The organism is Salipiger pentaromativorans (genome assembly GCF_024721115.1).
GTDB classification, from domain to species: domain Bacteria; phylum Pseudomonadota; class Alphaproteobacteria; order Rhodobacterales; family Rhodobacteraceae; genus Salipiger; species Salipiger pentaromativorans.
The window spans coordinates 1-23,824 of the sequence record NZ_JAMDHK010000009.1 but is presented as its reverse complement, the minus strand read 5'-3'; the positions used below and the strand labels follow the sequence as shown (position 1 = coordinate 23,824).

Here is a 23,824-nt window from a genome sequence, read left to right as displayed (position 1 = left end):
AGGGGCGCTGGCTAGACGGTCAGATCCTGCAGATCCCAGACCGCATAGAGCGAGCGTTCACCCATCCGTGCCATGCGCGCCAGCGTCGCCGCCAGCGCCACCGCATCGCCATCGTCGATGCATTGCACCACATCCGCCGAGATCCGGCACAGCCCGCTCATGCCGATCTGCTCGGCGATGGCGCCCAGCGCGCGGGTGCATTTGCGCATGCCCGCAAGATCCGCCTGTTCATAGAGCCGGTCTGCCATGCCCAGCCGATAGGCCAGCTCTTCCATCGCACGGCAAACCAGGTTTTCCCCTTCCTGCGTGCCAAACCGGGCGTAAAGCCCGTGGAGACGTTCGGGATCGAGCCCGGCCTTTTCGGTCGGACACAGCGTTGCGACCTGTTCCACCACCTCGTCCATTCCTTCACCACGTCCCCACAGAGGAGGGACTAGCGCGGCGAGGTTCCCAAAAGGTTAGACACGGTGCATTTATTCTCTCGAATTCCAATTGAATCCCGCGTATTGCCTAGTCGGATCGTGATGCGAACAGGAGGATGTGATGCAGGCCGCAAGACCGCTTCCGCAATATCTCGTGCAGCGCTTTCAGGGCTGGAAGGCCACGAGCTATAGCGAAAACCATGCCTGGTACCGGCGACTGGCGTCCGAGGGGCAACATCCCCGGGCCATGGTGATTTCCTGCTGCGACAGCCGGGTGCATGTGACGTCGATCTTCGGCGCCGACACCGGCGAATTCTTCATTCACCGCAACATTGCCAATCTGGTGCCGCCCTACGAGCCCGATGGCGACCATCACGGCACCTCGGCCGCGGTGGAATACGCGGTGACGGCGCTCAAGGTCGCGCATGTGATCGTGATGGGCCATTCCAGCTGCGGCGGCGTGCAGGGCTGTCTCGACATGTGCTCGGGCAAGGCCCCGGCGCTGGAAGAGAAGTCGAGCTTTGTCGGGCGCTGGATGGACATCCTCCGTCCGGGCTATGAGAAGGTGAAGGACCTGCCGGAAGAGACGATCTCGAAAGCGCTGGAGCAGCAGGCGGTGCTGACTTCGCTGGAGAATCTGATGAGCTTTCCCTTCGTGCGCGCGGCGGTCGAAGCCGAAGAGATGACCCTGCACGGGCTCTGGCACGAGATCGGCAAGGGCACGCTCGAAGTCTACGACCCCAAGGTCAGCGGCTTCGTCGAGGTCTGAGGTCGCTCAGAGATCGAGTTCCGCAGAGCAACCATCGGGGTTGAGACGCAGCGCCGGGCGGCCCAGCCGCCCGGAGAGGCTTTGCAACGGGGCGCCAAGCATCCGCCCGGTGCAAAGCGCGGCGCCTGTCTCGGCGTTGAGAATGACCATGTGCCCCATACGGAAGGTGATGTCATAGCCTTTCCGAGCGAGGGTTTTGGCCAGAGTCTTCCAATCCGGCGCGGTTTCGAGAACCGGCAGCAGCACCTGGCGCAGCAGCGCCGCGGTTTCGCAATCGAGCGGATCGGGGAGCGGCGCGGAACTGGCCCAGCCGGCCGCAGTGTGAGTCTGGAGTTGCATCTTGACCTCCTTGCCTGTGCGATCAGGCTGCGCCCGAAGTTGGGCGCAAATTGGGCAGGGTTCACACAAACGCCGCAGCTGCGGCAGCGGTGCAACAGCCCTGCAAGATCAACAACGCTAACCTGTTGTTAACGCTGATCCGTCAGGCTGGCGGACATGTTGGAGCAAGATGTGACAGTGCGGTTGCCCGGACCGCTCTATGAGGCAGCGGTGGCCCTGGCACGGCAGCGGGATGAGACGCTGGGCCGGGTCATCCGCGAAGCATTGGCAGCCGAACTGCGGCGGCAGCGCAACGGGGCGAAGACGCCCAATCGGGCGGATGAGCAGCTCCTCGGCCCCTTGCGGGTCCTCCTCGCGACGGATCTGGCCGAAGCGCGCGGTTGGGGGGAGCTTTGTGCCCGGCTGCAAGAACGCGGCTTCGCGCTGCGCGAAGCCGGCGGCGGGCTCGCACTCTACAGCCATCCCGACGGGGAACGCTTGTGCAAAGCCTCGGAACTGGGGCACAGCTATGCCACGTTGATGCGGCGCTTCGGCCGTCCCTTTCCCGGACATGCGCATCGCTGGATGGCCGAGCGGGTCCTCGGCGCAGACCAGTCAGCGGACCAAAGGACAGATTTGGGCGACGACGATTTCGAGGTCATCGAGCGGGAAACCGGCCCCTTGTGACCCCCGCGGAACCGCCACCTTGCGGCAGCCGCGGGGGTCGAGGCTTGCGATGTCCGCTGGACCCGGGAGAGAGAGTGAGAGAGAGCGGGCCTGGCGGACAGCAGCGGAAGAGCCGGTGCCGGTCCGGCCGCCCCGCGAGGCGACCAGAGAGATGGGCGGGTGCGGCAGGATCAGAGCCCGAACAGGCGCAACGCGCGGGAAAACGGGCTGACAACCGGACGTTCGTGGCGCTCACAGAGCAGCAGGCTGCGGGCGGTGAGAGCAGCGACGCGGCGGCCGCGGGCGAGTTCGATCAGATCGGTGGTCATGGCTGGGCTCCTGCAAAGGTCGGGGTGCCCTTCTGAGCCTGTCGCGCTGCGTTCTGCCGCCGTCTACGCAAACAGGAATAGCGCAACCGGCTCTGCCAGGCCAGTTTTCCGACGGGTAGAGGCGGGATCGCAAAGGGGCTGGCGGCCTATCCTTCGGAATAGGTCCCATTTGATACAAAAAGAAAACGGCGCCCGCCCGGGACGCCGTTTTCTTGTTTCAAAGGAAGGGGATCTGCCGGATCAGCCCTTTTTCAGCGCCTTCTGCCCCAGCACTTCGGCGATCTGCACCGCATTCAGCGCCGCGCCTTTCCGAAGGTTATCCGAAACACACCACAGGTTCAGACCGTTCTCGATGGTCGAGTCCTGGCGAATCCGGCTGATGAAGGTGGCGTAATCGCCCACGCATTCCACCGGTGTCGCGTAGCCGCCGGGCTCGCGCTTGTCGATCACCATGATCCCCGGCGCTTCGCGCAGGATGTCGCGGGCCTCGTCCTCGTCGAGAAACTCCTCGAACTCGATGTTGATCGCCTCGGAATGGCCGACAAAGACCGGCACCCGCACGCAGGTCGCGGTGACCTTGATGCTCGGATCCACGATCTTCTTGGTCTCGGCGACCATCTTCCACTCTTCCTTGGTCGACCCGTCCTCCATGAACACGTCAATTTGCGGAATGACGTTGAAGGCGATCTCTTTCTGGAACTTCTTCGGCGGCACCTCGGAGACGGGATTGTAGACCGCCTTGGTCTGATCCCAGAGCTCGTCCATGCCCTCTTTGCCCGCGCCCGAGACCGACTGGTAGGTCGAGACCACCACGCGCTTGATCTTCGCACGGTCGTGCAGCGGTTTCAGCGCCACCACCATCTGCGCGGTCGAGCAGTTCGGGTTCGCGATGATGTTCTTCTTGGTGTAGCCCATGACCGCCTCGGCGTTCACCTCGGGCACGACCAGCGGCACGTCCGGATCGTAGCGGTAGAGCGACGAGTTGTCGATCACCACACAGCCCGCCGCCGCAGCCTTGGGGGCGTATTTCTTCGTCGCGTCCGAGCCGACGGCAAACAGCGCGATGTCCCAGCCGGTGAAGTCGAAAGTGTCCAGATCCTGGGTCTTGAGTGTCTTGTCGCCAAAGCTCACCTCGGTGCCGAGCGATTTTCGCGACGCCAGCGCCGCCAACTCGTCCACCGGAAACTCGCGCTCGGCGAGGATGTTCAGCATTTCTCGGCCCACGTTCCCCGTGGCACCGGCGACAACCACCTTATAGCCCATCTGGGTCTCCTTGCATTTTCGGTCCGCGCGGGCGCCGGTTTGCGCCGCATCGGACTGGCGCGCGTCATATCGCATGGCCGGACGCAACGAAAGGGGGCTTTCGGGGGCCGCATCACGAAAGCCGCCGCGAATCGCGCCACAGCCGCGACAGGTCCCGATCCGCGCCGCTGGCGGCCACTTGGAACCGGGGATCCGTCTGAAATTGTGGCAAGCGGACGAGGATGCCGAAAATGCTGGCAAACGGAGCGGTCTATCGGTGAAATCCCGCCAATTCTCGCAGGTGCAGAAATTCCTGACTTGTCTAACGATTGGGCAGTCGCGTAGAAAACCCATGAATTTGATCACTGGTTAAGCAGATGAATCGCGTTGTGTGCCGTTGTTCTGGGTGAAATCTCGTCAGTTGCGCCACGCTTTTTGAGAACTTGTTAAAGCGAACTGCGTTCGTGGAGGACGGAATATCATGTTCTACAGGATCGTCACATCTTTGACGCGAACGCAGAAGCAGCTTCTTTTCATGTTGATGGATGCCGGCATGATCGGGGTGGCGATGTTCGCCGCGCTCGCCCTGAACGCCACCGTCAACCCCAACCTTCCGCTGATGATGCGTCTGATGCCGCTGGTTGGTGCCCTTGTCGTTCTCGGCGGAGTGGCCTCGTGGTGGCTCGGGCTGCCGCGCTTCAAGCTGAATGCCTATGACACGCGGGGCATCACCCGCACCGCCGCCTTCGCGGCGGTCTGCGGCGTTGCCGGCGTTGCACTGGACGGGCTGCTCGTCCCCTCGCTCTCGATGGCGGTCTATTTCAACTTCGCCCTGCTCCTGCTGGTGCTTTGCGCGTCCTGGCGCATCCTGCTGCGCTACGCCACGACCGAGATCTACCGCCGGGGCCAAAACCGGATGCGGGTGCTGATCTACGGCGCGGGGCAGACCGGCCAGCAGCTTGTCGCGGCGCTGCGGCACGACAATGCCATCGAGGCGGTGGCCTTCATCGACGACAACCCGACGCTGCAAAGCCAGGTGATTTCCGGCCTGCGGGTGAACGCCCCCTCGGCAATCAAGGATCTGATCGCCCGCAAGGGGATCGACCGGGTGGTTCTGGCCATGCCCTCGATCAGCCAGCCCCAGCTTGCCCGTATCGCGCACCGCCTGCGCAGCATCGGCTGCGAAGTGCACGCCCTGCCCTCTTTTGCCGAGCTGGTCGGCGAAGGCGAGCTGAAAAAGCGCGTGGCACCGGTGACGATCGACGATCTTCTCGGACGCAACCGGCTCGAATCGGAGCTTCCCGGCGTCAGCCACGCCTATTCCGGGCGCCGCATCCTGATCACCGGCGCGGGCGGGTCGATCGGGTCCGAGCTTTGCCGTCAGCTCATCGGCTGCAAACCCGACTGCATCGTGCTCGTCGATCACTCCGAGCTGGGCCTCTACAACATCGACAAGGAACTGCGCGATCTGTCCGAAGGGCTGACCGTGGTGCCGGTTCTGGGCTCGGTGCTCGATGAAAAGCTGATGGCCCAGGTGATGGCCGAGCACCGCATCGAAGTGGTCCTGCACGCCGCCGCCTACAAGCATCTGCCGCTGGTCGAATGCAATGTCCTGTCGGGGCTGAACAACAACGTCGTGGGCACCAAGGTTCTGGCCGAAGCCGCGCGCGAAGCCGGCGTCGAGCGCTTTATCCTGGTGTCGTCGGACAAGGCCGTGCGCCCGACCAACGTCATGGGCGCATCCAAGCGCCTGGCCGAACTGATCGTGCAGGATCTGGCCACCCGCAGCACCGGCACCCGGTTTTCCATGGTGCGCTTCGGCAATGTGCTGGGCTCGTCGGGCTCGGTGATCCCGCTCTTCGAAGAGCAGATCGCCCGCGGCGGGCCGGTCACGCTGACCGACCCCAAGGTCACCCGCTACTTCATGACCGTGTCCGAGGCGGCGCGGCTGGTGCTGCTGGCGGGCTCTTTCGCGCGCGGCGGCGATGTCTTCGTGCTCGACATGGGCGATCCGGTGCCGATCGAGAAACTGGCGCGCCAGATGATCGAAGGTGCCGGCTATACGGTGAAGGATGTCAACCATCCCGATGGCGACATCGAGATCCAGATCACCGGTCTTCGCAAGGGCGAGAAGCTGCATGAAGAGCTGCTGATCTCCTCCGACATGCTGACCACGCCGCATCACAAGATCATGCGCGCGCAGGAAAGCTACCTGTCGGAATTCGAGGTCGCCACCGCCCTCAAGGATCTGCGCAACGCGATTACCGGCCTCGACGAAGAGCTGGCCCGCAGCGTCATCGCCCGCTGGGTGGAACGCGGCGAAAAGGTGCCCCATACCGAGGAAAAGCAGAGCGTCTGACGCCTGCGCCCATCATTCGGTTCCGTTGCGGGAGGCCATGCGGCCTCCCTTTTTATTGGCCGAGGGTCAGCGCCCGGGAATGTCGTCGCGCGCAGGCGCCGGGCCCCATTCCTCGATGATCGCGGCGGCCTCGTCGGCGTTTTCCACGAAGCGGAACAGGTCGAGATCCTCGGGGCTGATGGTGCCGGCATCTTCCAGCGCGCCCCAGTCGATGATCCGTTCCCAGAAGGCGCGCCCGAACAGCAGGAAGGGCACGCGGTTCATCCGTCCGGTCTGGATCAGCGTCAGCGCCTCGAACAGCTCGTCCAGCGTGCCGAAACCGCCGGGGAAGACGCAGATCGCCCGCGCGCGCATCAGGAAATGCATCTTGCGGATCGCAAAATAATGGAAGTTGAAGCACAGGTCCGGCGTCACATAGGTGTTCGGCGCCTGCTCGTGCGGCAGCACGATATTGAGCCCGATGGACACGCCGCCCGCTTCCTCCGCGCCCAGATTGCCCGCTTCCATCACGCCGGGGCCGCCACCCGTGGCGACGACGAACTCGCGGTTCCCCGAAGCGACGGATTTCGCCGTCATCTTCTGCGCAAAAAGCCGCGCCTCTTCGTAGAAATGCGACAGATCCGCCAGGGTCTGCGTGCGCGCCGTGTGTTTCTGCGCCGGCGAGGGGATGCGCGCGCCGCCGAACAGCACCACCGTGGATTCGATGCGGCGCTCGTCCAGAATGAGCTGCGGTTTCAGCAGTTCCAGTTGCAGCCGCACCGGGCGCAGCTCGTCGCGGCAGAGAAACGCTTCATCGGCAAAGGCCAGCCGGTAGGAGGGCGCGCGGGTCTGCGGCGTATCGGGGATCTGCTCGGCGGTTTCGCGGTCGAGCCCGGCATCGCGAAAGATGGAATGGCGGTCGTCGTTCATGCGGCGGTCATCCTTGTGCTGCGCCTTCCCTGACTATAGCGTTCGCCCTCGTCGCGCCAGAAGGGGAGTATCCGAATGAACTGGAAACCGCAGATCGAGGCCGCCGCTGCCCGGATCGAGGGCCATGTGCAGGTCACCCCCGTGATGACCAGCGCCACCTTGTGGGACCGCCCGGTGGCGCTGAAGCTGGAGCAGCTCCAGCACACCGGCAGCTTCAAGGCGCGCGGCGCGTTCAACACGCTGTTCGCCTCCGAGGTGCCGGAGGCCGGGGTGGTCGCCGCTTCGGGCGGCAATCACGGCGCGGCGGTGGCCTATGCAGCCACGCGGCTGGGTCACAAGGCGCAGATCTTCGTTCCCGAGATGGCGGGCCCGTCGAAGATCGCGCTGATCGAGCGCACGGGCGCCGGGCTGACCGTGGTCGCGGGGGAATATGCCAACGCCGCCGAGGCGGCCGAAGCCTATGAGGCCAAGACCGGCGCGATGCAGATCCACCCCTATGACCGGCCCGGGACGGTGGCCGGGCAAGGCACCCTGATGCGCGAATGGGAGGCGCAGGGGCTCGACGCGGATACGGTGCTGATTGCCGTGGGCGGCGGCGGGCTGATCGCGGGGGCGCTGGCCTGGCTCCAGGGCGCGCGCAAGCTGGTGGCGGTCGAGCCCGAAACCTCCTGCGCACTGCATGCGGCGCTGGAGGCCGGTCGGCCGGTGGATGTCGAGGTGTCGGGCGTCGCGGCCAATGCGCTGGGGGCGCGGCGCATCGGGTCGATCTGCTTCGATCTGGCGCAGACGCATCTGGGCGCGTCGGTGCGGGTGTCCGACGCAGCGATCATTGCCGCGCAGCGGGCGCTCTGGCAGGCGCACCGCCTGCTGGTGGAGCCCTCGGGCGCCTGCGCGCTGGCGGCGCTGCTGTCAGGCGCCTATGTGCCCGAACCCGGCGAGCGGGTGGCGGTGCTGCTGTGCGGCGGCAATATCGCGCCGGATCCGCTGGGCTAGCGGGCGCTTTCTCAGAATAGGAAATCATTGGCGCCAAGATCGCCCGCGTCGATGCCCACGAGGGTGATCGTATTGCCGTGACCGTCGTCGATCACCGCGTTGCCACCGATGTCGCGCAGGTGATTGGCGGCCAGATCGGCAAAGCCCGTGATCGCGGAAACGCCGCTGAGGTCGATGACCTCGCCCCATTGGCGGATCTCGAAATCGGCGATGCGGTCGTTGCCGAACCCGTCGGTGAACAGGAACACATCGCGCCCGCCGCCGCCGCTGAACAGGTCGTCGCCCTTGCTGTCGCACAGCGTGTCGTTGCCGGCGCCGCCGATCAGCGTGTCGTCGCCCCAGGCACCGTTCAGGACATTGTTGCCGCTATTGCCCCGCAGCACATTGTCGCCGGCATTGCCGACCCCCGAAAGGTCCTCCGTCCCGGTAAGCGTCAGGGCCTCGATATACTGGCTGTGGTTGCGCAGGGCGGTATCGACCGACGCAAAGACCAGATCCCGGCCCTCGCCCTCGCGCTCGACGATCCGGTCTCCGGGCGAGTCGAGATAATAGACATCGTTCCCGCTGCCGCCGATCAACAGATCGGCGCCGCTGCTGTCGCGCAGCGTGTCGTTGCCGGCCCCGCCCACCAGCGTGTCGTCGCCCCAGGCGCCGTTCAGAAAATTGTCGCCGGCATTGCCGGTGATCCGGTTGGCCTGCCCGTTGCCGATCCCGGTCAGATCGCCCCGGCCCAGCAGCGTCAGCGTTTCGAGATGCTGGCTATGCTGGCGCAGCTCGATCGAGATGCTGGAAAAGACCCGGTCGAACCCCTCGCCCGGCGCCTCGACGATCACATCGCCGCGGTTGTCGATGTAATAGCGATCGTCACCGCTGCCGCCCACCATCCGGTCGGCGCCGCCGTCGTCGCGGAACGTGTCGTTGCCGGCCCCGCCCACCAGCGTGTCGCTACCCCCGGCGCCGTTCAGGACATTGTCACCCGCATTGCCGGTGATCCGGTTGGGTTGTGCGTTTCCTGTCCCGTCGATATTGCCGGTCCCGGTCAGCGCGAGATTTTCCAGATGCTGGCTATGATCGCGCAGCGCGAAGCTGACCGAGGACAAGACCCTATCCCAGCCTTCCCCCGCTGCCTCCACAACCCGGTCGCCCGGGTCATCGACATAGTAAAGATCGTCCCCGGCCCCGCCGACCATCAGATCCGCGCCCTTGCTGTCGCGGAACGTGTCGTTCCCCGCGCCGCCATACAAGCGGTCGTCGCCCCAGGCACCGTTCAGCAGATTGTCACCGGCATTGCCGGTGATCCGGTTGGCCTGCCCGTTGCCGATGCCGGTCAGATCGGCGGTCCCGGTCAGCGTAAGCTCTTCGAGATACTGGCTGTGGCTGCGCAGATCGAGACTCAGCGCGGCAAAGACCCGGTCGTATCCCGCGCCCTCCGCCTCGATGATGCGGTCGCGCGGATTGTCGACATAATAGGTATCATCCCCCGCAAGCCCTTCCATCACCGTGGCGGCACCGTCATTCAGGAACCGGTCGTCGCGAGCCGTGCCCCGATTAGTCGCCCCGGCGGCCCCGCCGCCGCCAAGGCTCTGTTCGGGAGGATCGGTGAGGGTGGCGACCAGCGCATTGGCGAGACGCTGGGCGAAGGCGTCGGAATAATGCAGCCCGTCGCTGAACATGGCGTTCTGCCGGATCCCGGCCCGCGCAGCCACATCGTCGGGATCCACGCTGCTAATCAGCCGGCCGCTCGCACCGAGCCTTTCCTGCGCCGCGATGATCTCGTCCCAGGCGCCACGTCCTTCGGCGGCGGGGGCCTGCTCGGACAGTTCCGAAATCACGATACGGGCGGTTTCGGCGCCGGTGACCCCGGACCCGAATTCCGCCACCAGCGCCCGGCGGAGCCCACCGAACAGCGCCACGAAATCGGAGGCGTACTCTTCCGGAGCGCTCGCCCCGACGGTGTCGCCCTCGCCCTGTACCCAGATGATCCCCACGAACCGGCCGTTCGGCGTATCGTTCAGCGCCGCGATGGCGTTGCGCAAAAGCTGGTTGGGCAATTCGCCCCGGGTCGCCCAGTCGGCATTGCCGTCGCGCGCGCGGGTCAGCGGTGCACCGGCGGCATAGACCTCGACCAGCCGGTATCTGCCCGCGCCGTATTCCGCATCCAGCGCCGCGACGATCTCGTCGGAAATGCGCGAGGCGTTGCTTTGCCCCGCCAGAATGATGATGGGAGTTGCCATGCCAGACCACCGAGTTGCGATGGTCCGAGTGATGCGCGAGACGCCCTAAGGTTTCCTTATCCGAGAAATCCGGAATATATTCTTATTTACAATGATTTACTTCGAATTTTAGAGGGTCGGCAGCGCAGCGCGGAGGCTGTCGAGATAGCGCGCCCCGAGCGCCGGGCCGGCGTGCAGGACATCGTCCCGGGGCAGCGTGTCGGTCTGACTCAGCCGCACCGCGTCGCGGGTATAGGCGGCGGCGGTCAGGAAATCCTGGGCGATGGTGTCGGCGGGTTGGTCGAATGCCACCAGCCCGGGGATGCCGGCAAAGGCGCGGGCGTGGGCGCTGCGCAGACAGGCCGCCAGCGCCGCCGCGTCGCCACGCCGGACCACCCGCCGGAACATCGGATATTTCTTGTCGCCGTCGAACAGCCGGTCCGAGGGGAAGGGCTGCGGGATGACGCAAATGGGCACGGCGCTTGCGGCGCGCAGCGCGGTGGCCAGCTTGTAGGTCAGGTTTCCGCGGATCAGATCCGTGAGCGCGGCAAGATAGGCGGGTTCGGAAAGCATCGGGTGTTTCAGCGGCGCCGCGAAGGGCGTCAGCGCGCCGGAGATCATTTTTCTGGCCGAGGGCCAGCCCGACACCCGATGCCCCTGCAACAAACGCACCGCGGCAAAGGCCGACGCCGTGCTGCCGACAAACACCACCCCGTCGAACGCGGCGAGGTCCACATATTCCGGCGTTCCCAGCCTCTCCAGCCGCGTCACGAGATCGGGGTCGCGGGCACAAAGCCTGCTGCCGTCGAGCACGGCCTCGCCCTCGGCCAGACCCGGCTTGGCGAACCAGGTGATGTCCATATCGGCCGGAGCCGCATCGCGCAGCGCCGCCATCAGCATGGCCACATGCGAATTGCCGATCACACAGAGCTTCATTTTGGCGCCAATGCCTCCAGCATTGCCTCTTCGCAGACCACCGCGTCCTCTTCGTCGGGGTCGCTTGAGGGCCGCGCCAGGCCGGTGTCGGGCCGGTCGACCGGGGCCAGCCCGTCATGCGCGCCAAAGAACACCGACATGACCCTCTGCACACCCTCGGTGGTGACGTTGCGCAGATTGTCCTTGTAGTTGCGCGCCCCGAACGGCGTGCCGGTGATGATCTCGTAGGACGGGAAATAGTCGATGCCGGGATCGAGCGCGGCGACCTCCTCGGCCACCGCCCGCAGCACCGATTTCGAATAGGTCGTCGCCCGCAGCACATGATGGCCGCTTGCGGTGGCGGTCAGCGGCACGGGCGAGACGGTGAGCAGAATCCGGATTTCGGGCGCCAGCTCGCGGATCAGCGTGATGGCGGCGGACAGATCCTCCAGCGTTTCCCCCATGCCGAGATTGAGAAAGGCGTGGCGATCCGGGTCGAACTGCCCCGCGATCACCCCGGGCGCGGTGGGAAAGACCACGCCGGTGTCCGTATCGGTCCAGGTTTCCGTCAGCCCGAGGGTGAAGACAAAGACATCCGCCGTGTCGAAGATCGCCCGCACCCGGCGCAGATGGTCGAGACGGTGGGCGCGCAGCTCGTCTTCCGACCCCAGCCCCTCGGGCTCGGTATTGGGACGCAGCCCGTCATAGAACCGCCCGTCGCGCTGCCAGAGCGTGCAATCGTGCAGCCGGTCGCCCACCGCGTCCTCCAGCAACTGGCGCAATTGCCGCGCGGTATAGATGTTTCCGTAACGCGCCGAGAACAGCCCGTAGCCGAACCGCTGGGCGGTTTCGGCAGGCATCAGGGCGGGGGCCGGTTCGGTATCGACCAGCTCCAGTTCCGAGGCGCGGACATAGCGGCCGATATTCTGCGCAAAGCAGCTCCCGGCGGTGGCGATACGCATCCCCGGGGTCAGCGAGAATTTCGGCTGGTAGATGTCGGACAGCAGGAAATCGCGGTCGTTCCGGCAGAGTTTCCAGAAGGCGGACGGCGGCAGGGAAGAATAGGGCATGCGGTCTCGGGCCTGATCACGTGTCGTGAAGCCTAGGGGAAAGCCCCCCGCGCCGCCAGCAAAATGGCCGGGATGTCAGAGCAGCGCGCCCAGCACCAGCCAGCCGGCGGTCTCGGAGCAAAGCTGTACGGCGCCCAGAACGTCGCCGGTCTGCCCCCCAAGCCGCGCCTGTGCCCGCCGCGCCAGAACCAGCGCCGTCAGAGCCATCACCAGCAGCGCGGCAAGCCCCGCGCCGCCCAGCGGCAGGCAGAGCAACACGGCAAGCGCCCCGCCCGGCAGCCAGCCGGCACGGCTGCCGCGGCCCCCCGAGGCCATCTGGCCCAGCCCGTCGCCGCGCGCGGGCGGCAACGTGTCGAGCACGACCAGCATCAGCAGCCGGCTCGCCACCGCGCTCAGCAGCAGCGCCGCCGCGCCACGGGGCGTGACGGGCAGCTCGGCCAGCGACGCGGCGCCCAGAGCGAGGACCAGCACGAGGGCAAGCACGCCGTAGCTGCCGATGCGGCTGTCGCGCATGATCTCGAGCCGGCGCGCCCTGTCGCGGCCGCCCATGCCATCGGCGAAATCCGCCAGCCCGTCGTGATGCAGCCCGCCGGTTGTCAGCGCCAGGGCCGCCAGCGCAACCAGCGCCGCGACCAGCGGCGCCAGGCCCAGCGCGGTCCCGCCCGCAAACGCAGCCCAGCCGATCAGGCCCACAGGCACGCCCGCCAGGGGATAGACCCAGCGCGCCGCCGCCATGTCGGGCGGAGTCTCGAACCGTCCGACGGGCAGACGGGTGAGCAGCATCAGCGCAAGCCGCGCCTCGTCGATGCGGCGGCAGGCGGTCACCCGTCCGACACGCCGGCTTCGGCAAAGGTGGCCATGCCGTTGTGGCAGGCCAGCGCCCCGCGCAGCACGCCAAGCGCCAGCGCCGCGCCCGAGCCTTCGCCCAGCGCCATGCCGAGATCGAGCAGCGGGCGCTTGCCCATCGCTTCGGTCATGCCGCGATGCCCCGGTTCGGCGCTGGCATGGCCGATCAGGCAGTGATCGAGCAGCGCCGGCGCCGCGCCATGCAGCGGCGCCACCGAGGCGGTGCAGATGAACCCGTCGAGCAGAACCGGAATCCGGTTGCGCCGCGCCGCCAGCACCGCGCCGCAGATCGCCGCCTGTTCGCGCCCGCCGAGCGCCGCCAGCACCTGCATCGCGCTTGCCCCGCCATGGCGGGCCACGCCGCGCGCCACGACCTCGGCCTTATGGGCGATGGCCGGCGTATCCGACCCGGTGCCGCGTCCGACCCAGTCTTCGGGCCGGCCACCAAAGATCGCATGCGCGAGCGCCGCCGCCACGGTGGAATTGCCGATGCCCATCTCGCCCAGCAGCAGAATATCCGCCGCCGGATCAACCGCCCCGGCGCCCCGCGCCATGGCCGCCAGCGTCTCGGCCTCGCTCATCGCAGGGTCTTGGGTGAAATCCGCCGTCGGCGTATCAAGATCGAGCGGCACCACCGAAAGCGCCGCGCCGGTCAGCGCGCAAAGCTGGTTGATCGCCGCGCCGCCGGCTTCGAAATTCGCCACCATCTGGGCGGTGACCTCCTGCGGAAACGGGTTCACCCCCTGCGCGCAGACCCCGTGATTGCCGGCAAAGACCAGCGCCTGCGCGGTCTCGATCCGCGGGCGTTCGCGGCCTTGCCAGCCGGCAAGGAACACCGCCAGATCCTCGAGCCGGCCAAGCGAGCCCGGCGGTTTGGTAAGCTGCGCCTGCCGGGCGCGGGCGGCCTCGGCGGCATTGCTGTCGAACGCGGGCAGGGCCAGCGCGGCCACATCGTCGAGCCGGTCGAGAAAGAAGCCGTCGGTCATGTCATTTCACCTTCATCGGATAGCCTGCCACACAAAGCCAAAGCTCGTCGCTGGCGGCAGCGATCTTTTGGTTGACCAGCCCCGCCGCATCGCGAAAGGCGCGGGCCAGCGCATTCTCGGGCACGATCCCGGCGCCCACCTCATTGGTGACGAAGACCACCGGCGCGCGCATCCGCGGCAGCAGCGCGGCCAGCGCGTCGGTCTCGGCCTCCCAGTCCCGTTCCGCCAGCATCAGATTGCTGAGCCAGAGGGTCAGGCAATCCACCAGCCGGGGGGCACCGCCATCGCTTTCGCGCAGGACCCGAGCGAGGTCCATCGGCTCGGCCAGCGTCTGCCATTCCGCGCCACGCCGAGCGCGATGACGGGCGATGCGGTCGGCCATTTCGTCGTCGCGGGGCTCGGCGGTGGCGATATAGATCGCCGGCTGGCCCAGCGCGAGCGTCATGCGCTCGGCAAGACGGCTCTTGCCCGAACGGACGCCGCCGGTGATGAGGATCGACTTTCCCATGGCGCCGTGACAAAGCAGGTTCCGCGCGATTTGGAAAGCCCGGATGACACCCCCTGACCGCACCGAGATGCTGCTGATCCGACACGCCCCCGCCGATCACGGCGGGCGGCTTTGCGGTCGCCGGGACGTGCCCGCGCGGATAGCCGAAGGCCCGGCGCTGACCGCGCTCCGCACCTGGCTTTCGGCCTGTTCCGAGGTGGTGACAAGCCCCGCCCTGCGCTGCCGCCAGACCGCCGGGGCGCTGTTTCCGGGCCGCCCTCTGGCCTCGGACCCGGCCCTTTGGGAGCAGGATTTCGGAGACCATGACGGGCTGCGCTTCGAGGAGATTCCCGATCTCGGGAAATTATCCCAAGACGAGCTGAGCACCTATCGCCCCCCCGGAGGAGAGAGCTTTGCCGAGATGGCCGCGCGGCTTCGCCCCGTCCTGACCGCTTTGTCGCGGCGGGCGCAGGCGGGCGGGCCGCTTGCGGTGGTCGCCCATGCCGGAACGGTGCGCGCGGCGCTGGGGATCGCCCTGGGGCAGATCCCCGCCGGGCTGGGGTTCGAGGTGGCGCCGCTGTCGGTGACGCGGCTGCGCTGTTTCGGCGATGGGTTTTCCGTCGCCGGGGTCAACTGGCCGGGCCCCGCAACATGAGCTTTGCCGGACTGATGGTCGTGGCCTTCGGCATCGACGCCCTGCTGGGCTGGCCCGCCGGGCTGTTCGCCCGGATCCGGCATCCGGTGGTCTGGCTCGGCACGCTGATCGCGGCGCTTGAGACAAGGCTCAACGGCGGCGCCCCCCTGCGGCGGCGCGCGGCGGGCGCGCTGACGGCGGTGGTGGTCCTGACGGCAGCGCTCTTGCCGGCGCTTCTGGTGCAGGCGGCGCTGCCCGCCGGCTGGATCGGCATCGTGCTGGGCGGAGTCTGTGCCTGGCCCCTGCTGGCGGTGCGGTCGATGCACGATCACGTGGCCGCCGTGGCACGGCCGCTCGCGGCTGGCAACCTGCCCGCCGCCCGGCGCGCCGTGGCGATGATCGTCGGCCGCGACCCCGAGCGGCTCGACGAGGCCGGGTTGGCAAGGGCGGCGTTGGAAAGCCTGGCCGAGAACAGCTCGGACGGGATCGTCGCGCCGCTGTTCTGGGGGCTCATCGGCGGCTTGCCGGGAATCGCGGCCTATAAGGCGGTGAACACGATGGATTCGATGATCGGCCACCGAAACGCCCGCTACGAGGATTTCGGCAAGGCCGCCGCGCGGCTCGACGATCTGGTGAACCTGATTCCCGCTCGACTGACCGGGCTGCTGTTCGCGCTGGCCTCGGGACGCATGCGCACCGCGTTGCGGGTCATGGCGCGGGATGCCGCGCAGCACCGCTCGCCCAACGCGGGCTGGCCCGAGGCGGCGCTGGCCGGCGCCCTGCCCGCCCGGCTTTCGGGGCCGCGTGCCTATGGCGACCGGGTGTCCGAAGAGCCCTGGGTCAATGGCGGCGCGCCCGATCCCGGCCCGCAAACACTGTGGCGCGGCCTGGCGCTCTACCGCCGCACCATGGCGCTCTGCGCGCTGATCCTGCTCGGCCTGGCGCTGATCTGAGGGCATGTGCCGCTCTGCTGGGCAAAGCCCCGCCGATGGGCGGGCTCTGCCAGTCACATCTTTGCGCCAGTGGCTGCAAAGCGCCCGGCTTCGCGCTATCCTGCAAGTGCCCGAGTTCATGCGGAGAGCGCCCATGGCCGCCTTCGATCCCGTTCTTGCCGATATCCGATTTGGCTGCGGCCTGTCGCCCGCTCTTGCGCCGGCGCCGGATGCCGCTGCGTTTCTGGCAACGCTGACCGGTCCGGACGACAGCGCCGCGCGCCACCCGGTCGAGCGTTTCGAAACCTTCCTGACCCGCTTGCAGGAGGTGCGCAAATATCAGCAGATCCGCCGCAAGAATCGCGGCACGCCCGAAGGGCTTGCCGCGCGCGACGCCATCCGCGATCTCAACAAGGTGGCCAATGTCGCCCAGCTTCACTGGATGGCCCAGCGCCTTGCGCGCCGGGTCACCACCGCCGCGCCGTTTCGCGAGCGGCTGGCGGCGTTCTGGGCGGATCACTTCACCGCGACGGGCAAGGCCGGGGTGATGCGCCGCGCGGGCGGGCCCTATGTGGAAAGCGCCATCCGGCCCCGGCTCGCGGGCAAGTTCGAGGATCTGCTGATCGCGGCGGTCACCCATCCGCTGATGGTGCATTATCTCGACCAGGAGCGCTCTGCCGGGCCGAATTCCAAACGTGCGCAGAGCGGCGACAAGAAACTGGGGCTGAACGAGAACCTGGCCCGCGAGATCATGGAACTGCACACGCTGGGGGTCGGCGGGCCCTATACGCAGACCGATGTGCGCGAACTCGCCGAGCTGCTGACCGGGCTGACGATGAACCGCACCGTGGGGCGGCAATTCCGCAAGGATATGGCCGAACCCGGCGCCGAGACGGTTCTGGGCAAACGCTACGGTGGCGGGCAGCCCCGGTTCAGCGACATCGAGGCGGTGCTGCGCGATCTGGCGCGCCACCCGGCCACGGCGCGGCATCTGGCGGGCAAACTGGCCACCCATTTCGTATCGGATTCGCCCGATCCGGCGCTCACCGGCGCCATCGAGGCGGCGCTTCTGGAGAGCGGCACGGATCTCAAGGCCGGCTATGAGGCGATGCTGGCGCATCCCGCCGCCTGGAGCACGCGCAGCCCCAACGTGAAGCGGCCCTTCGACTTCATCGCCTCCGCGCTGCGCGCGCTGGAGGTGCCGCCCGAGACCTTCCTGTCGCTCAAACCCGGGATGTTCCGGCGCCGGTTCCATGTGCCGATGGTGCTGATGGGCCATGTCTGGGAAAAACCCGTGGGGCCGGACGGGCTGCCCGAAGAGGACAGCGCCTGGATCACCCCCCAGGGGCTTGCGGCGCGGCTGCAATGGGCGGTGACGGTACCGCAGCTTCTACAGGACGAGCTGCCCGACCCGCGGGCCTTTGTGACACAGGCGCTGGGGCCGCGCGCCACGCCCGCGGTGCATTTAGCCGCCAAGGCGGCCGAGAGCCGCGCCGACGGGATCGGGCTGGTTCTGGCCTCTCCGTCTTTCCAGAGGATGTGATCGCCATGGCTCAGGATCTTTCGCGCCGCGCCTTTCTGACCCGCTCTGCCGCCATCGGCTGCTCGCTGGCGGCCAGCCCGCTGGTCACCCCGGTGACCCTTGCCGCGGCGCCGGGCGAAAACCGGCTGATCGTGATCATCCTGCGCGGCGCCATGGACGGGCTCGGCGCGGTGATGCCCTATGGCGATCCGGCCTGGACCGCGCTGCGCGGCCGGCCCGCGCTGGGGACCGAGGACGGGCCCGCCGACCTCGACGGGTTCTATGCGCTGCATCCCGCGCTGAAACCGCTTCTGCCGCTCTGGTCGCAGGGGCAACTGGGGTTTGTGCACGCGGTCTCGACCCCTTATCGCGACAAGCGCAGCCATTTCGACGGGCAGGATCTGCTCGAGGCCGGAATCACGGATCTGAGCCACGGGCTCAGCCGCGACGGCTGGCTCAACCGGATGTTGCGACATTACCCCGGGATCGGGACGGAAACCGCCTATGCAGTGGGGCGCGACACGCTCAAGCTGCTGAACGGCCCGGCGCCGGTCTCGCGCTGGACGCCGGAATCGGATCTGGCGCTGAGCCCGCAGGCAATCCGCCTGGCGGAGCTTGTGATGCAGGACGATCCCGTCTTCGCCGCCGCGATGGCGCAGGCGCTTCAGATCGCCGACAACGACGGCGATGCGGTGGCCAGCACCATGGCCCCCGCCGAGATGGACGCCATGATGGCAAAGGAGCTGAACTCCAGACGGGGCGAGACCGGCGAGGCGCGCATCGCCCAATTTGTCGGCCGCCAGCTTCGCGGACCCTCGCGCATCGCGGCCTTCTCGATCAACGGTTGGGACACGCATGAACGGCAGGGGGTCTATCTGACCCGCTCGCTGCGCCGCCTGACGGACGCGATCCTGAGCCTGCGCGAAGAGCTGGGCGGGCCGGTCTGGCAGAACACCGCCGTGGTGGCGATGACGGAATTCGGGCGCACGGTGCGGATCAACGGCACGCAGGGCACCGATCACGGAACCGGTGGCGCGATGGTGCTTGCCGGTGGCGCGATCCGGGGCGGGCGCGTGGTGACGGAGTGGCCCGGGCTCGACGAAGCCTCGCTCTACAACCGGCGCGACCTGATGCCGACCCGCGATCTGCGCGCCCATGCGGGCTGGCTCATCAACGGGCTGTTCGGGCTCGACCGCGGCACCATCGAACGCGATGTCTTTCCCGGTGTCGAACTGGGCGGCGATCCGCGCCTGCTGCTTTGAGCCGCCCAGAACGCAGCGCGCGCTCAGAGGGCACCTAGATCGCCACCCGGTCGGCCAACCGATCCTGCACAAGCCCGGCGACCCGGGCGATGTCGGCCTTGGTCGGCCGGCCTTCGGCGCGGGTCTCAGCCAGCCCTTCGGCGGCGGCCTGAAGCACATGGTCGCCGGCGCTATGGGCCACGCCGCGCAGGAAATGGGTGACGTAATCCAGCATCCGTTCGTCGCCGTCGTCGCCCAGGACATCCGCCGCATGCGCCATGTCGTCACGATAGGCCAGCGGGTCGGGGCGGATCGGGTCGTCGGAGACCATGCGCAGCCCCTTCGGCTGCCGCTCTTCCGGCAGCGCCGCGATGATTTCGTTCTGGAAGGTAAGAATGCTCTCGACCGGTTTGGCAAGAAAGCCGTCCGCCCCCGCCGCAAAGGCCACATCCTCGGCGAAATTGTCGCCGCTGGTGCCCAGGATCACCGAAACCCGTGGCAGGGTCGTTGCCAGTTCCGAGATCAGCTCGGCCCCCGATCCGTCGGGCAGGCCAAGATCGACGATGGCCACCGTAGGCCGGTACACCATCAGGTGCCGCCGCGCCGATTGCAGGCAATCCGCCCGGCGAATCCGCGCACCGCTGCGCAGACAGAGCAGGCGCATCGCGTCGCAGGCAAAGCGGCTGTCCTCGACCACGAGAACGGTCATCCCCAGCAGGGGCCGCGTGGCAGTGGGGCGCGGGATCGCGGTGAATCCATCCGAGTCGGTCATCTTGTCCTCCATAGGGCTCCGACCGCAGCATTCCGCTTTGTCCCTAACGGCTGGTTAACGCTCGCACCATCTTGCGAAAACGGGCGCGCACGGGCGATAAGCGAAGCCAGACAGCACCCAAGGGAGAATGATATGATCGGTCGCCTGAACCACGTCGCCATCGCCGTGCCCGACCTCGAGGCCGCGGCGGCGCAATACCGCAACACGCTGGGCGCCAAGGTCGGCGCGCCGCAGGACGAACCCGATCACGGCGTGACGGTGATCTTCATCGAACTGCCGAACACCAAGATCGAGCTTCTCTATCCGCTGGGCGAGAACTCTCCCATCGCGGGGTTTCTGGAAAAGAACCCCTCGGGCGGCATTCACCATGTCTGCTACGAGGTGGACGACATCCTCGCCGCCCGCGATCACCTGAAGGCCTCGGGCGCCCGCGTGCTGGGCACCGGCGAGCCCAAGATCGGCGCCCATGGCAAGCCGGTGCTGTTCCTGCATCCGAAGGATTTCCAGGGCACGCTGGTGGAACTGGAACAGGTCTGAACTAGGTTCGGACCGAAAGGGAGGTCACCATGGCGATCACATCGGCGATCGTGCTTTTTGCCGTCATCTGGTTCATGACCTTTCTCGTTGTCATCCCCTTCCGGCTGGAAACGCAGGGGGATCGTGGCGAGGTGGTCGAGGGCACCCATGCGGGCAGCCCCGAGGTGCACAATCTCAAGCGCAAGGCCTGGATCACCACCGGGATCGCATTCGTGCTCTGGGTGATCATCGCCGGGGTGATCATCTCCGGCATGATCAGCGTGCGCGACATCGACGGCTGGATGTTCAACCGCATGGGCCCCGCGCAGGGGCACATAGGGGAGTAACCCGGCCGACCGCTTCAGGCGCGGGCGCTGCGCGCCTGAAGCCGGTGGAAGAGATGGGTGAAGGTGGCGGCGCCCAGAATCGGGATAATCAGGTTCACCAGCGGCAGCGAAAGCGGCAGCGCCATCAGCACGCCCGCCACCCAGATCGTCGCAAAATGGCGTTTGCGCAGCTGCGCGGCGCCCTCGCGCCCGACCCGACGCATGGCCGCCAGGGTGAAATATTCGCGGCCCAGAAGGAACCCGTTCAGGCCCCAGAAGATGAAGGGCGCAAACGGGGCGAGGAAGATGTAAAGCACCAGCGCCACGATATTGGCGCCGATCAGCACCCCGAGAAAGCTGAGAGTATCGCGCAACGCATCGGCCAGCGGCACCTGCATCGCGGGCCCGAGGCCGGGATAATGCTTGTCCTCCACCGCCTGCGCCACGTCTTCCAGAAAGAACGACGTGATCGCAGAGGCCACGGGCACCATCAGCACGACCGAAAGCAGCAGCATCAGCGGCACCGCGCCCCAGCTTATGACGTTATCGACCCAGCCCACCGTGCCGATCCAGGGCAGGGTCACGCTATCGCCGACCAGCCAGCCCACGACCCAGACGAAAACCGCGTAGAAGGCCACGAAGATACCGATGGTAAGGCCCAGCCCTTTCAGCAGCACCCCGCGAAAGCGCGCATCGCCGATCTGGCCGAGCGCGGCGAGGAAGGCCGCCGGGATCATGCCGTCACCCATTCGGTGATCGCCGCGATGTCCGGGCGTGGCCGGTCGGGCGGAGCGACGGTTTCGGTGCCGAGATGCAGGAATCCCGCGATACGTTCGTGAGCGGCGAGGCCCAGCTCGGTCTCGACAAAACTCCTGTCCTCCGAGATCCAGCCGGTCAGCCAGTTCGCGCCCCAGCCGCTGGCCAGCGCGGCGTTGAGCAGCGCGAGGCAGACGGCACCGGCGGAATAGGTCTGTTCGATGGCCGGCACCTTGGGGCTGTCCTTGGGCGATTCCACCACCGCCACGCAGAGCGGGCTGTCGGCGAACTGCCGGCGGCCCTTCTCGGCGGTCTCCGGAGCCAGCCCGAGCGCGGCGCCACGGGCCAGCGCCGCCGCGGCCAGCCGGTCGAGCGCCGCGCCTTCCAGAACGACAAAGCGCCAGGGTTCGAGCTTGCCGTGATCGGGGCTGCGCGCGGCGGCGGTCAGGATGGGAATGAGCGCGTCGCGATCCGGCGCCGGGCCTGTCAGCGTCTTGGCCGGGCGCGAACGCCGGGTCAGCAGAAAGTCCATCGCGGCCGGGTTCGGGCTGGGCATGAGCGTCTCCTTGATCGTCCGCCCTTATGTCTGCCTTTGTCCGCCGGGATTCAACCGCCCCGGCACAGCGACGGGCGCTTGCGCAGTACCACGCGCAGCGATTAAGGTCGCGGCGTTCTCAGGGCGGGGTGAAATTCCCCACCGGCGGTAAGCACCCGAAGGTGCAAGCCCGCGAGCGCCTCGGCTCTCTGGAGTCGGGGGTCAGCAGATCAGGTGAGAATCCTGGGCCGACGGTCATAGTCCGGATGAAAGAGACCACGCCTGTGCCCGGCCTGCCGCCGGGCATAGCGCATGTGATCGCCTTGGGTGACGTGTCGTTACGAAAGGAGATCACGATGACACACACCCGTTATGCCTTTGTCAAAGCTGGCTGGCATGCCGATATTGTCGACCAGGCGCTGGTCGGATTTCTTCAGAAGGTGCCGGAAGAGGCTGTCGAGGTTTTCGACGTTCCCGGCGCTTTCGAGATGCCGCTGCTGGCGCGCGATCTGGCAAAGACCGGACGATACGACGCCGTCATCGCCGCCGCCTTCGTGGTGGACGGGGGTATCTATCGCCACGACTTCGTCGCGCAGGCCGTTGTCAACGGGCTGATGCAGGCCGGGCTTGAAACCGGGGTCCCGGTTCTCTCCGTTTCGCTGACCCCGCATCAGTTTCAGGAGACCGAACATCATACGGCGATTTATCGCGAGCATTTCGTCGTCAAAGGACGGGAAGCCGCCGAAGCGGCTCTGAAGCTGCGGCAGTCGCGCGCGGTGCTTGCTGCGTAAGCTATGCCCGGCGGCACGCGGGTGTCGCCGGGTCCCTGCGCGCGAGTGGCTATTGCGCATTGTGGAAGGTGGCGGGGAGGTGTGTTGCGGTTCGCGGCATTCTGCGCAAGTGACGGTATGCGGACGAAGTTGCCGTTCGAACTGCCGTAATCAATGGCCGCTTTCGGTGGCGCCGGGGGGTAGGGTTCACTATGTCAATTAGGTTTGGCGCGGTGCATTCTTGCAATTTCGGAATTCGACCTTGCCCACTGCGATCCAGCGGTGGTTTGATGGTATTGCCATTGTAAATGCCGCTAGATTTTACCCGCTGCAAAAGGGCCAGACCCAAGTGAAATTGTCAAAGAAACTAATTCCGCCTGCATTCAGCATTTTTGCCTCATTGTATGTAGCAAATTGAACGGCAAATAGCGCTTGCGCAGAGACTATGCCATTAAACAACCTGCCGTTGGTTGAGATACCAGCCTCAGAACACCATTCGGTGAAAGCTTCTTTCTGGCCTAAATAGGTTTCTTGAAGCGCGGCCGCCAAAGATTGGCCAAACTCTGACTTAGTAAAATCCATACGATCAGCTGTCATTGCTTCAAACTTTGAGGACTGATCAGCGAACAACATGTTTCGACCATCTCTCCCCAAAAAGGGAGAAAACGATGCATCCCATGCCGTTCTGGCCCCACTCGACCAAAAAGGCTGATTCTCATATTCAAATGGCCCACCCAGTAGGCTTCGAATTTGAATAAACTGCCAGGAAAGGTTACGAAGGAAGATGAATTCATCTCCCCCGCCATCAACGCGACCGTTGAACAAGATACCCTGGTATTCGTCGGTATTCTGGGCTTCTACAGTGAAGGGAAGTTGTGTGATTAGCAGAGCCGTTGAAGAAACAAGTGTTTTTTTGATGAAATCGCGTCGACAAATCATCATAAATCCTTCTCATCTTCTGTTTATTGCAACAAAGACAGCGCCAGCGACAATGGACATTAGAAAAGCCAAGAACTGTAGTCCAGAGATGACCTGGAGGCCTGCCATTGGTGCGCTGCCGAAATTCTGATTGCCAAACGATTTCGAAGTGTCGAATTCAACAGAGAATATCTGCGGAGCCATTTCAACCAACATTCCTGAAACAACATAGCTCAATGCAATGGATGCTGCGGCCAAAGTCATAGAGCTCCACATTAACCAAACATGCCTTAGGGAACGTCTGATCTACCGTTTTGGCTGTGCCGATTTCCATGCAATCGGGCTTTGATTTAGCATACAGGGACCGATTTTGGGCTC

At 66.2% G+C, this 23,824-nt stretch carries 27 protein-coding genes and 1 riboswitch; of the genes, 11 read left to right on the top strand and 16 right to left on the bottom strand.

Annotated features, from left to right (window positions below; all coding sequences use genetic code 11):
* Positions 1-11 precede the first annotated feature (11 nt).
* A complete protein-coding gene (locus M4578_RS14375) occupies positions 12-404 on the bottom strand; it encodes a hypothetical protein (RefSeq protein ID WP_258093979.1) in 393 nt (130 codons plus the stop codon).
* 139 nt (positions 405-543) lie between these two features.
* Between M4578_RS14375 and M4578_RS14370 the strand changes: the two genes are divergently transcribed.
* Positions 544-1,191, top strand: a complete 648-nt coding sequence (locus M4578_RS14370) for a carbonic anhydrase (RefSeq protein WP_258093978.1) — start codon at positions 544-546, stop codon at positions 1,189-1,191.
* Between the two features lie 6 nt (positions 1,192-1,197).
* Here the strand turns inward: M4578_RS14370 and M4578_RS14365 are convergent, their stop codons facing one another.
* Positions 1,198-1,530, bottom strand: coding sequence for a hypothetical protein (locus M4578_RS14365; protein ID WP_258093977.1), 333 nt, complete (start codon positions 1,528-1,530; stop codon positions 1,198-1,200).
* A 156-nt stretch (positions 1,531-1,686) separates the two neighbouring features.
* Here M4578_RS14365 and M4578_RS14360 point away from each other — a divergent pair, with 156 nt between their 5' ends.
* Entirely contained in the window at positions 1,687-2,196 is a 510-nt protein-coding gene (locus M4578_RS14360; protein WP_258093976.1) for a relaxase/mobilization nuclease domain-containing protein, read from the top strand.
* A 170-nt stretch (positions 2,197-2,366) separates the two neighbouring features.
* Here M4578_RS14360 and M4578_RS14355 read toward each other — a convergent pair whose 3' ends face one another.
* Together M4578_RS14355 and M4578_RS14350 are read right to left on the bottom strand one after the other, a co-directional pair.
* On the bottom strand, positions 2,367-2,504 hold the full coding sequence (locus M4578_RS14355; RefSeq protein WP_258093975.1) for a hypothetical protein: 138 nt from the start codon (positions 2,502-2,504) through the stop codon (positions 2,367-2,369).
* Between the two features lie 240 nt (positions 2,505-2,744).
* Positions 2,745-3,767, bottom strand: a complete 1,023-nt coding sequence (locus tag M4578_RS14350; protein WP_258093974.1) for an aspartate-semialdehyde dehydrogenase — start codon at positions 3,765-3,767, stop codon at positions 2,745-2,747.
* A 460-nt stretch (positions 3,768-4,227) separates the two neighbouring features.
* Here M4578_RS14350 and M4578_RS14345 point away from each other — a divergent pair, with 460 nt between their 5' ends.
* Positions 4,228-6,105, top strand: coding sequence for a polysaccharide biosynthesis protein (locus tag M4578_RS14345; protein WP_258093973.1), 1,878 nt, complete (start codon positions 4,228-4,230; stop codon positions 6,103-6,105).
* A gap of 66 nt (positions 6,106-6,171) precedes the next feature.
* On the opposite strand, the gene M4578_RS14340 is transcribed toward M4578_RS14345, so the two are convergent.
* Entirely contained in the window at positions 6,172-7,014 is an 843-nt protein-coding gene (locus tag M4578_RS14340; protein WP_258093972.1) for an LOG family protein, read from the bottom strand.
* Between the two features lie 75 nt (positions 7,015-7,089).
* Between M4578_RS14340 and M4578_RS14335 the strand changes: the two genes are divergently transcribed.
* Complete coding sequence (locus tag M4578_RS14335) at positions 7,090-8,007, top strand: threonine/serine dehydratase (protein ID WP_258093971.1); 918 nt, start codon at positions 7,090-7,092, stop codon at positions 8,005-8,007.
* A gap of 11 nt (positions 8,008-8,018) precedes the next feature.
* On the opposite strand, the gene M4578_RS14330 is transcribed toward M4578_RS14335, so the two are convergent.
* From M4578_RS14330 to cobU, 6 genes are all read right to left on the bottom strand, one after another.
* Positions 8,019-10,241 carry a sialate O-acetylesterase gene (locus M4578_RS14330; protein WP_258093970.1) on the bottom strand — a complete coding sequence of 741 codons (2,223 nt, stop codon included), beginning with the start codon at positions 10,239-10,241 and terminating at the stop codon, positions 8,019-8,021.
* Positions 10,242-10,349: 108 nt separating this feature from the next.
* The gene (locus M4578_RS14325) at positions 10,350-11,156 is read right to left on the bottom strand and encodes a hypothetical protein (protein WP_258093969.1); all 807 of its coding nucleotides are present in this window, start codon (positions 11,154-11,156) and stop codon (positions 10,350-10,352) included.
* Entirely contained in the window at positions 11,153-12,205 is a 1,053-nt protein-coding gene (locus M4578_RS14320; RefSeq protein ID WP_258093968.1) for a GSCFA domain-containing protein, read from the bottom strand. The genes M4578_RS14325 and M4578_RS14320 overlap by 4 nt, the downstream gene beginning before the upstream one ends.
* A gap of 75 nt (positions 12,206-12,280) precedes the next feature.
* Positions 12,281-13,030, bottom strand: a complete 750-nt coding sequence (gene cobS / locus M4578_RS14315) for an adenosylcobinamide-GDP ribazoletransferase (protein WP_258093967.1) — start codon at positions 13,028-13,030, stop codon at positions 12,281-12,283.
* Positions 13,027-14,037 carry a nicotinate-nucleotide--dimethylbenzimidazole phosphoribosyltransferase gene (gene cobT / locus M4578_RS14310; RefSeq protein WP_258093966.1) on the bottom strand — a complete coding sequence of 337 codons (1,011 nt, stop codon included), beginning with the start codon at positions 14,035-14,037 and terminating at the stop codon, positions 13,027-13,029. The genes cobS and cobT overlap by 4 nt, the downstream gene beginning before the upstream one ends.
* Before the next feature lies 1 nt (position 14,038).
* Positions 14,039-14,545: a bifunctional adenosylcobinamide kinase/adenosylcobinamide-phosphate guanylyltransferase gene (gene cobU, locus M4578_RS14305; protein WP_258093965.1), complete on the bottom strand. Its 507-nt coding sequence runs from the start codon at positions 14,543-14,545 to the stop codon at positions 14,039-14,041.
* Between the two features lie 43 nt (positions 14,546-14,588).
* Between cobU and M4578_RS14300 the strand changes: the two genes are divergently transcribed.
* From M4578_RS14300 to M4578_RS14285, 4 genes are all read left to right on the top strand, one after another.
* Entirely contained in the window at positions 14,589-15,179 is a 591-nt protein-coding gene (locus tag M4578_RS14300; protein ID WP_258093964.1) for a histidine phosphatase family protein, read from the top strand.
* Positions 15,176-16,111: an adenosylcobinamide-phosphate synthase CbiB gene (cbiB, locus tag M4578_RS14295; protein WP_258093963.1), complete on the top strand. Its 936-nt coding sequence runs from the start codon at positions 15,176-15,178 to the stop codon at positions 16,109-16,111. The genes M4578_RS14300 and cbiB overlap by 4 nt, the downstream gene beginning before the upstream one ends.
* A 133-nt stretch (positions 16,112-16,244) precedes the next feature.
* The gene (locus M4578_RS14290) at positions 16,245-17,633 is read left to right on the top strand and encodes a DUF1800 domain-containing protein (protein WP_258093962.1); all 1,389 of its coding nucleotides are present in this window, start codon (positions 16,245-16,247) and stop codon (positions 17,631-17,633) included.
* Positions 17,634-17,638: 5 nt separating this feature from the next.
* Complete coding sequence (locus tag M4578_RS14285) at positions 17,639-18,874, top strand: DUF1501 domain-containing protein (protein WP_258093961.1); 1,236 nt, start codon at positions 17,639-17,641, stop codon at positions 18,872-18,874.
* A gap of 34 nt (positions 18,875-18,908) precedes the next feature.
* Here the strand turns inward: M4578_RS14285 and M4578_RS14280 are convergent, their stop codons facing one another.
* Positions 18,909-19,625 (bottom strand): response regulator, encoded by a 717-nt coding sequence (locus M4578_RS14280; protein WP_258093960.1) that lies wholly within the window; start codon positions 19,623-19,625, stop codon positions 18,909-18,911.
* 132 nt (positions 19,626-19,757) lie between these two features.
* Here M4578_RS14280 and mce point away from each other — a divergent pair, with 132 nt between their 5' ends.
* Both mce and M4578_RS14270 read left to right on the top strand, forming a co-directional pair.
* On the top strand, positions 19,758-20,162 hold the full coding sequence (gene mce / locus M4578_RS14275) for a methylmalonyl-CoA epimerase (RefSeq protein WP_258093959.1): 405 nt from the start codon (positions 19,758-19,760) through the stop codon (positions 20,160-20,162).
* Between the two features lie 29 nt (positions 20,163-20,191).
* Complete coding sequence (locus tag M4578_RS14270; protein ID WP_258093958.1) at positions 20,192-20,488, top strand: DUF1467 family protein; 297 nt, start codon at positions 20,192-20,194, stop codon at positions 20,486-20,488.
* Between the two features lie 14 nt (positions 20,489-20,502).
* On the opposite strand, the gene M4578_RS14265 is transcribed toward M4578_RS14270, so the two are convergent.
* Both M4578_RS14265 and M4578_RS14260 read right to left on the bottom strand, forming a co-directional pair.
* Positions 20,503-21,204, bottom strand: coding sequence for an EI24 domain-containing protein (locus M4578_RS14265; RefSeq protein WP_258094104.1), 702 nt, complete (start codon positions 21,202-21,204; stop codon positions 20,503-20,505).
* Positions 21,201-21,779 (bottom strand): nitroreductase family protein, encoded by a 579-nt coding sequence (locus tag M4578_RS14260; protein WP_258093957.1) that lies wholly within the window; start codon positions 21,777-21,779, stop codon positions 21,201-21,203. Before M4578_RS14260 ends, M4578_RS14265 begins: the two co-directional genes overlap by 4 nt.
* A 110-nt stretch (positions 21,780-21,889) precedes the next feature.
* Positions 21,890-22,040, top strand: a riboswitch (FMN riboswitch).
* 74 nt (positions 22,041-22,114) lie between these two features.
* On the opposite strand from M4578_RS14260, the gene M4578_RS14255 reads away from it, so the two are divergent.
* Entirely contained in the window at positions 22,115-22,549 is a 435-nt protein-coding gene (locus tag M4578_RS14255; RefSeq protein ID WP_258094103.1) for a 6,7-dimethyl-8-ribityllumazine synthase, read from the top strand.
* 300 nt (positions 22,550-22,849) lie between these two features.
* Here the strand turns inward: M4578_RS14255 and M4578_RS14250 are convergent, their stop codons facing one another.
* Positions 22,850-23,470, bottom strand: coding sequence for a hypothetical protein (locus M4578_RS14250; protein ID WP_258093956.1), 621 nt, complete (start codon positions 23,468-23,470; stop codon positions 22,850-22,852).
* A 9-nt stretch (positions 23,471-23,479) separates the two neighbouring features.
* The gene (locus M4578_RS14245; protein ID WP_258093955.1) at positions 23,480-23,710 is read right to left on the bottom strand and encodes a hypothetical protein; all 231 of its coding nucleotides are present in this window, start codon (positions 23,708-23,710) and stop codon (positions 23,480-23,482) included.
* Positions 23,711-23,824: the final 114 nt, after the last annotated feature.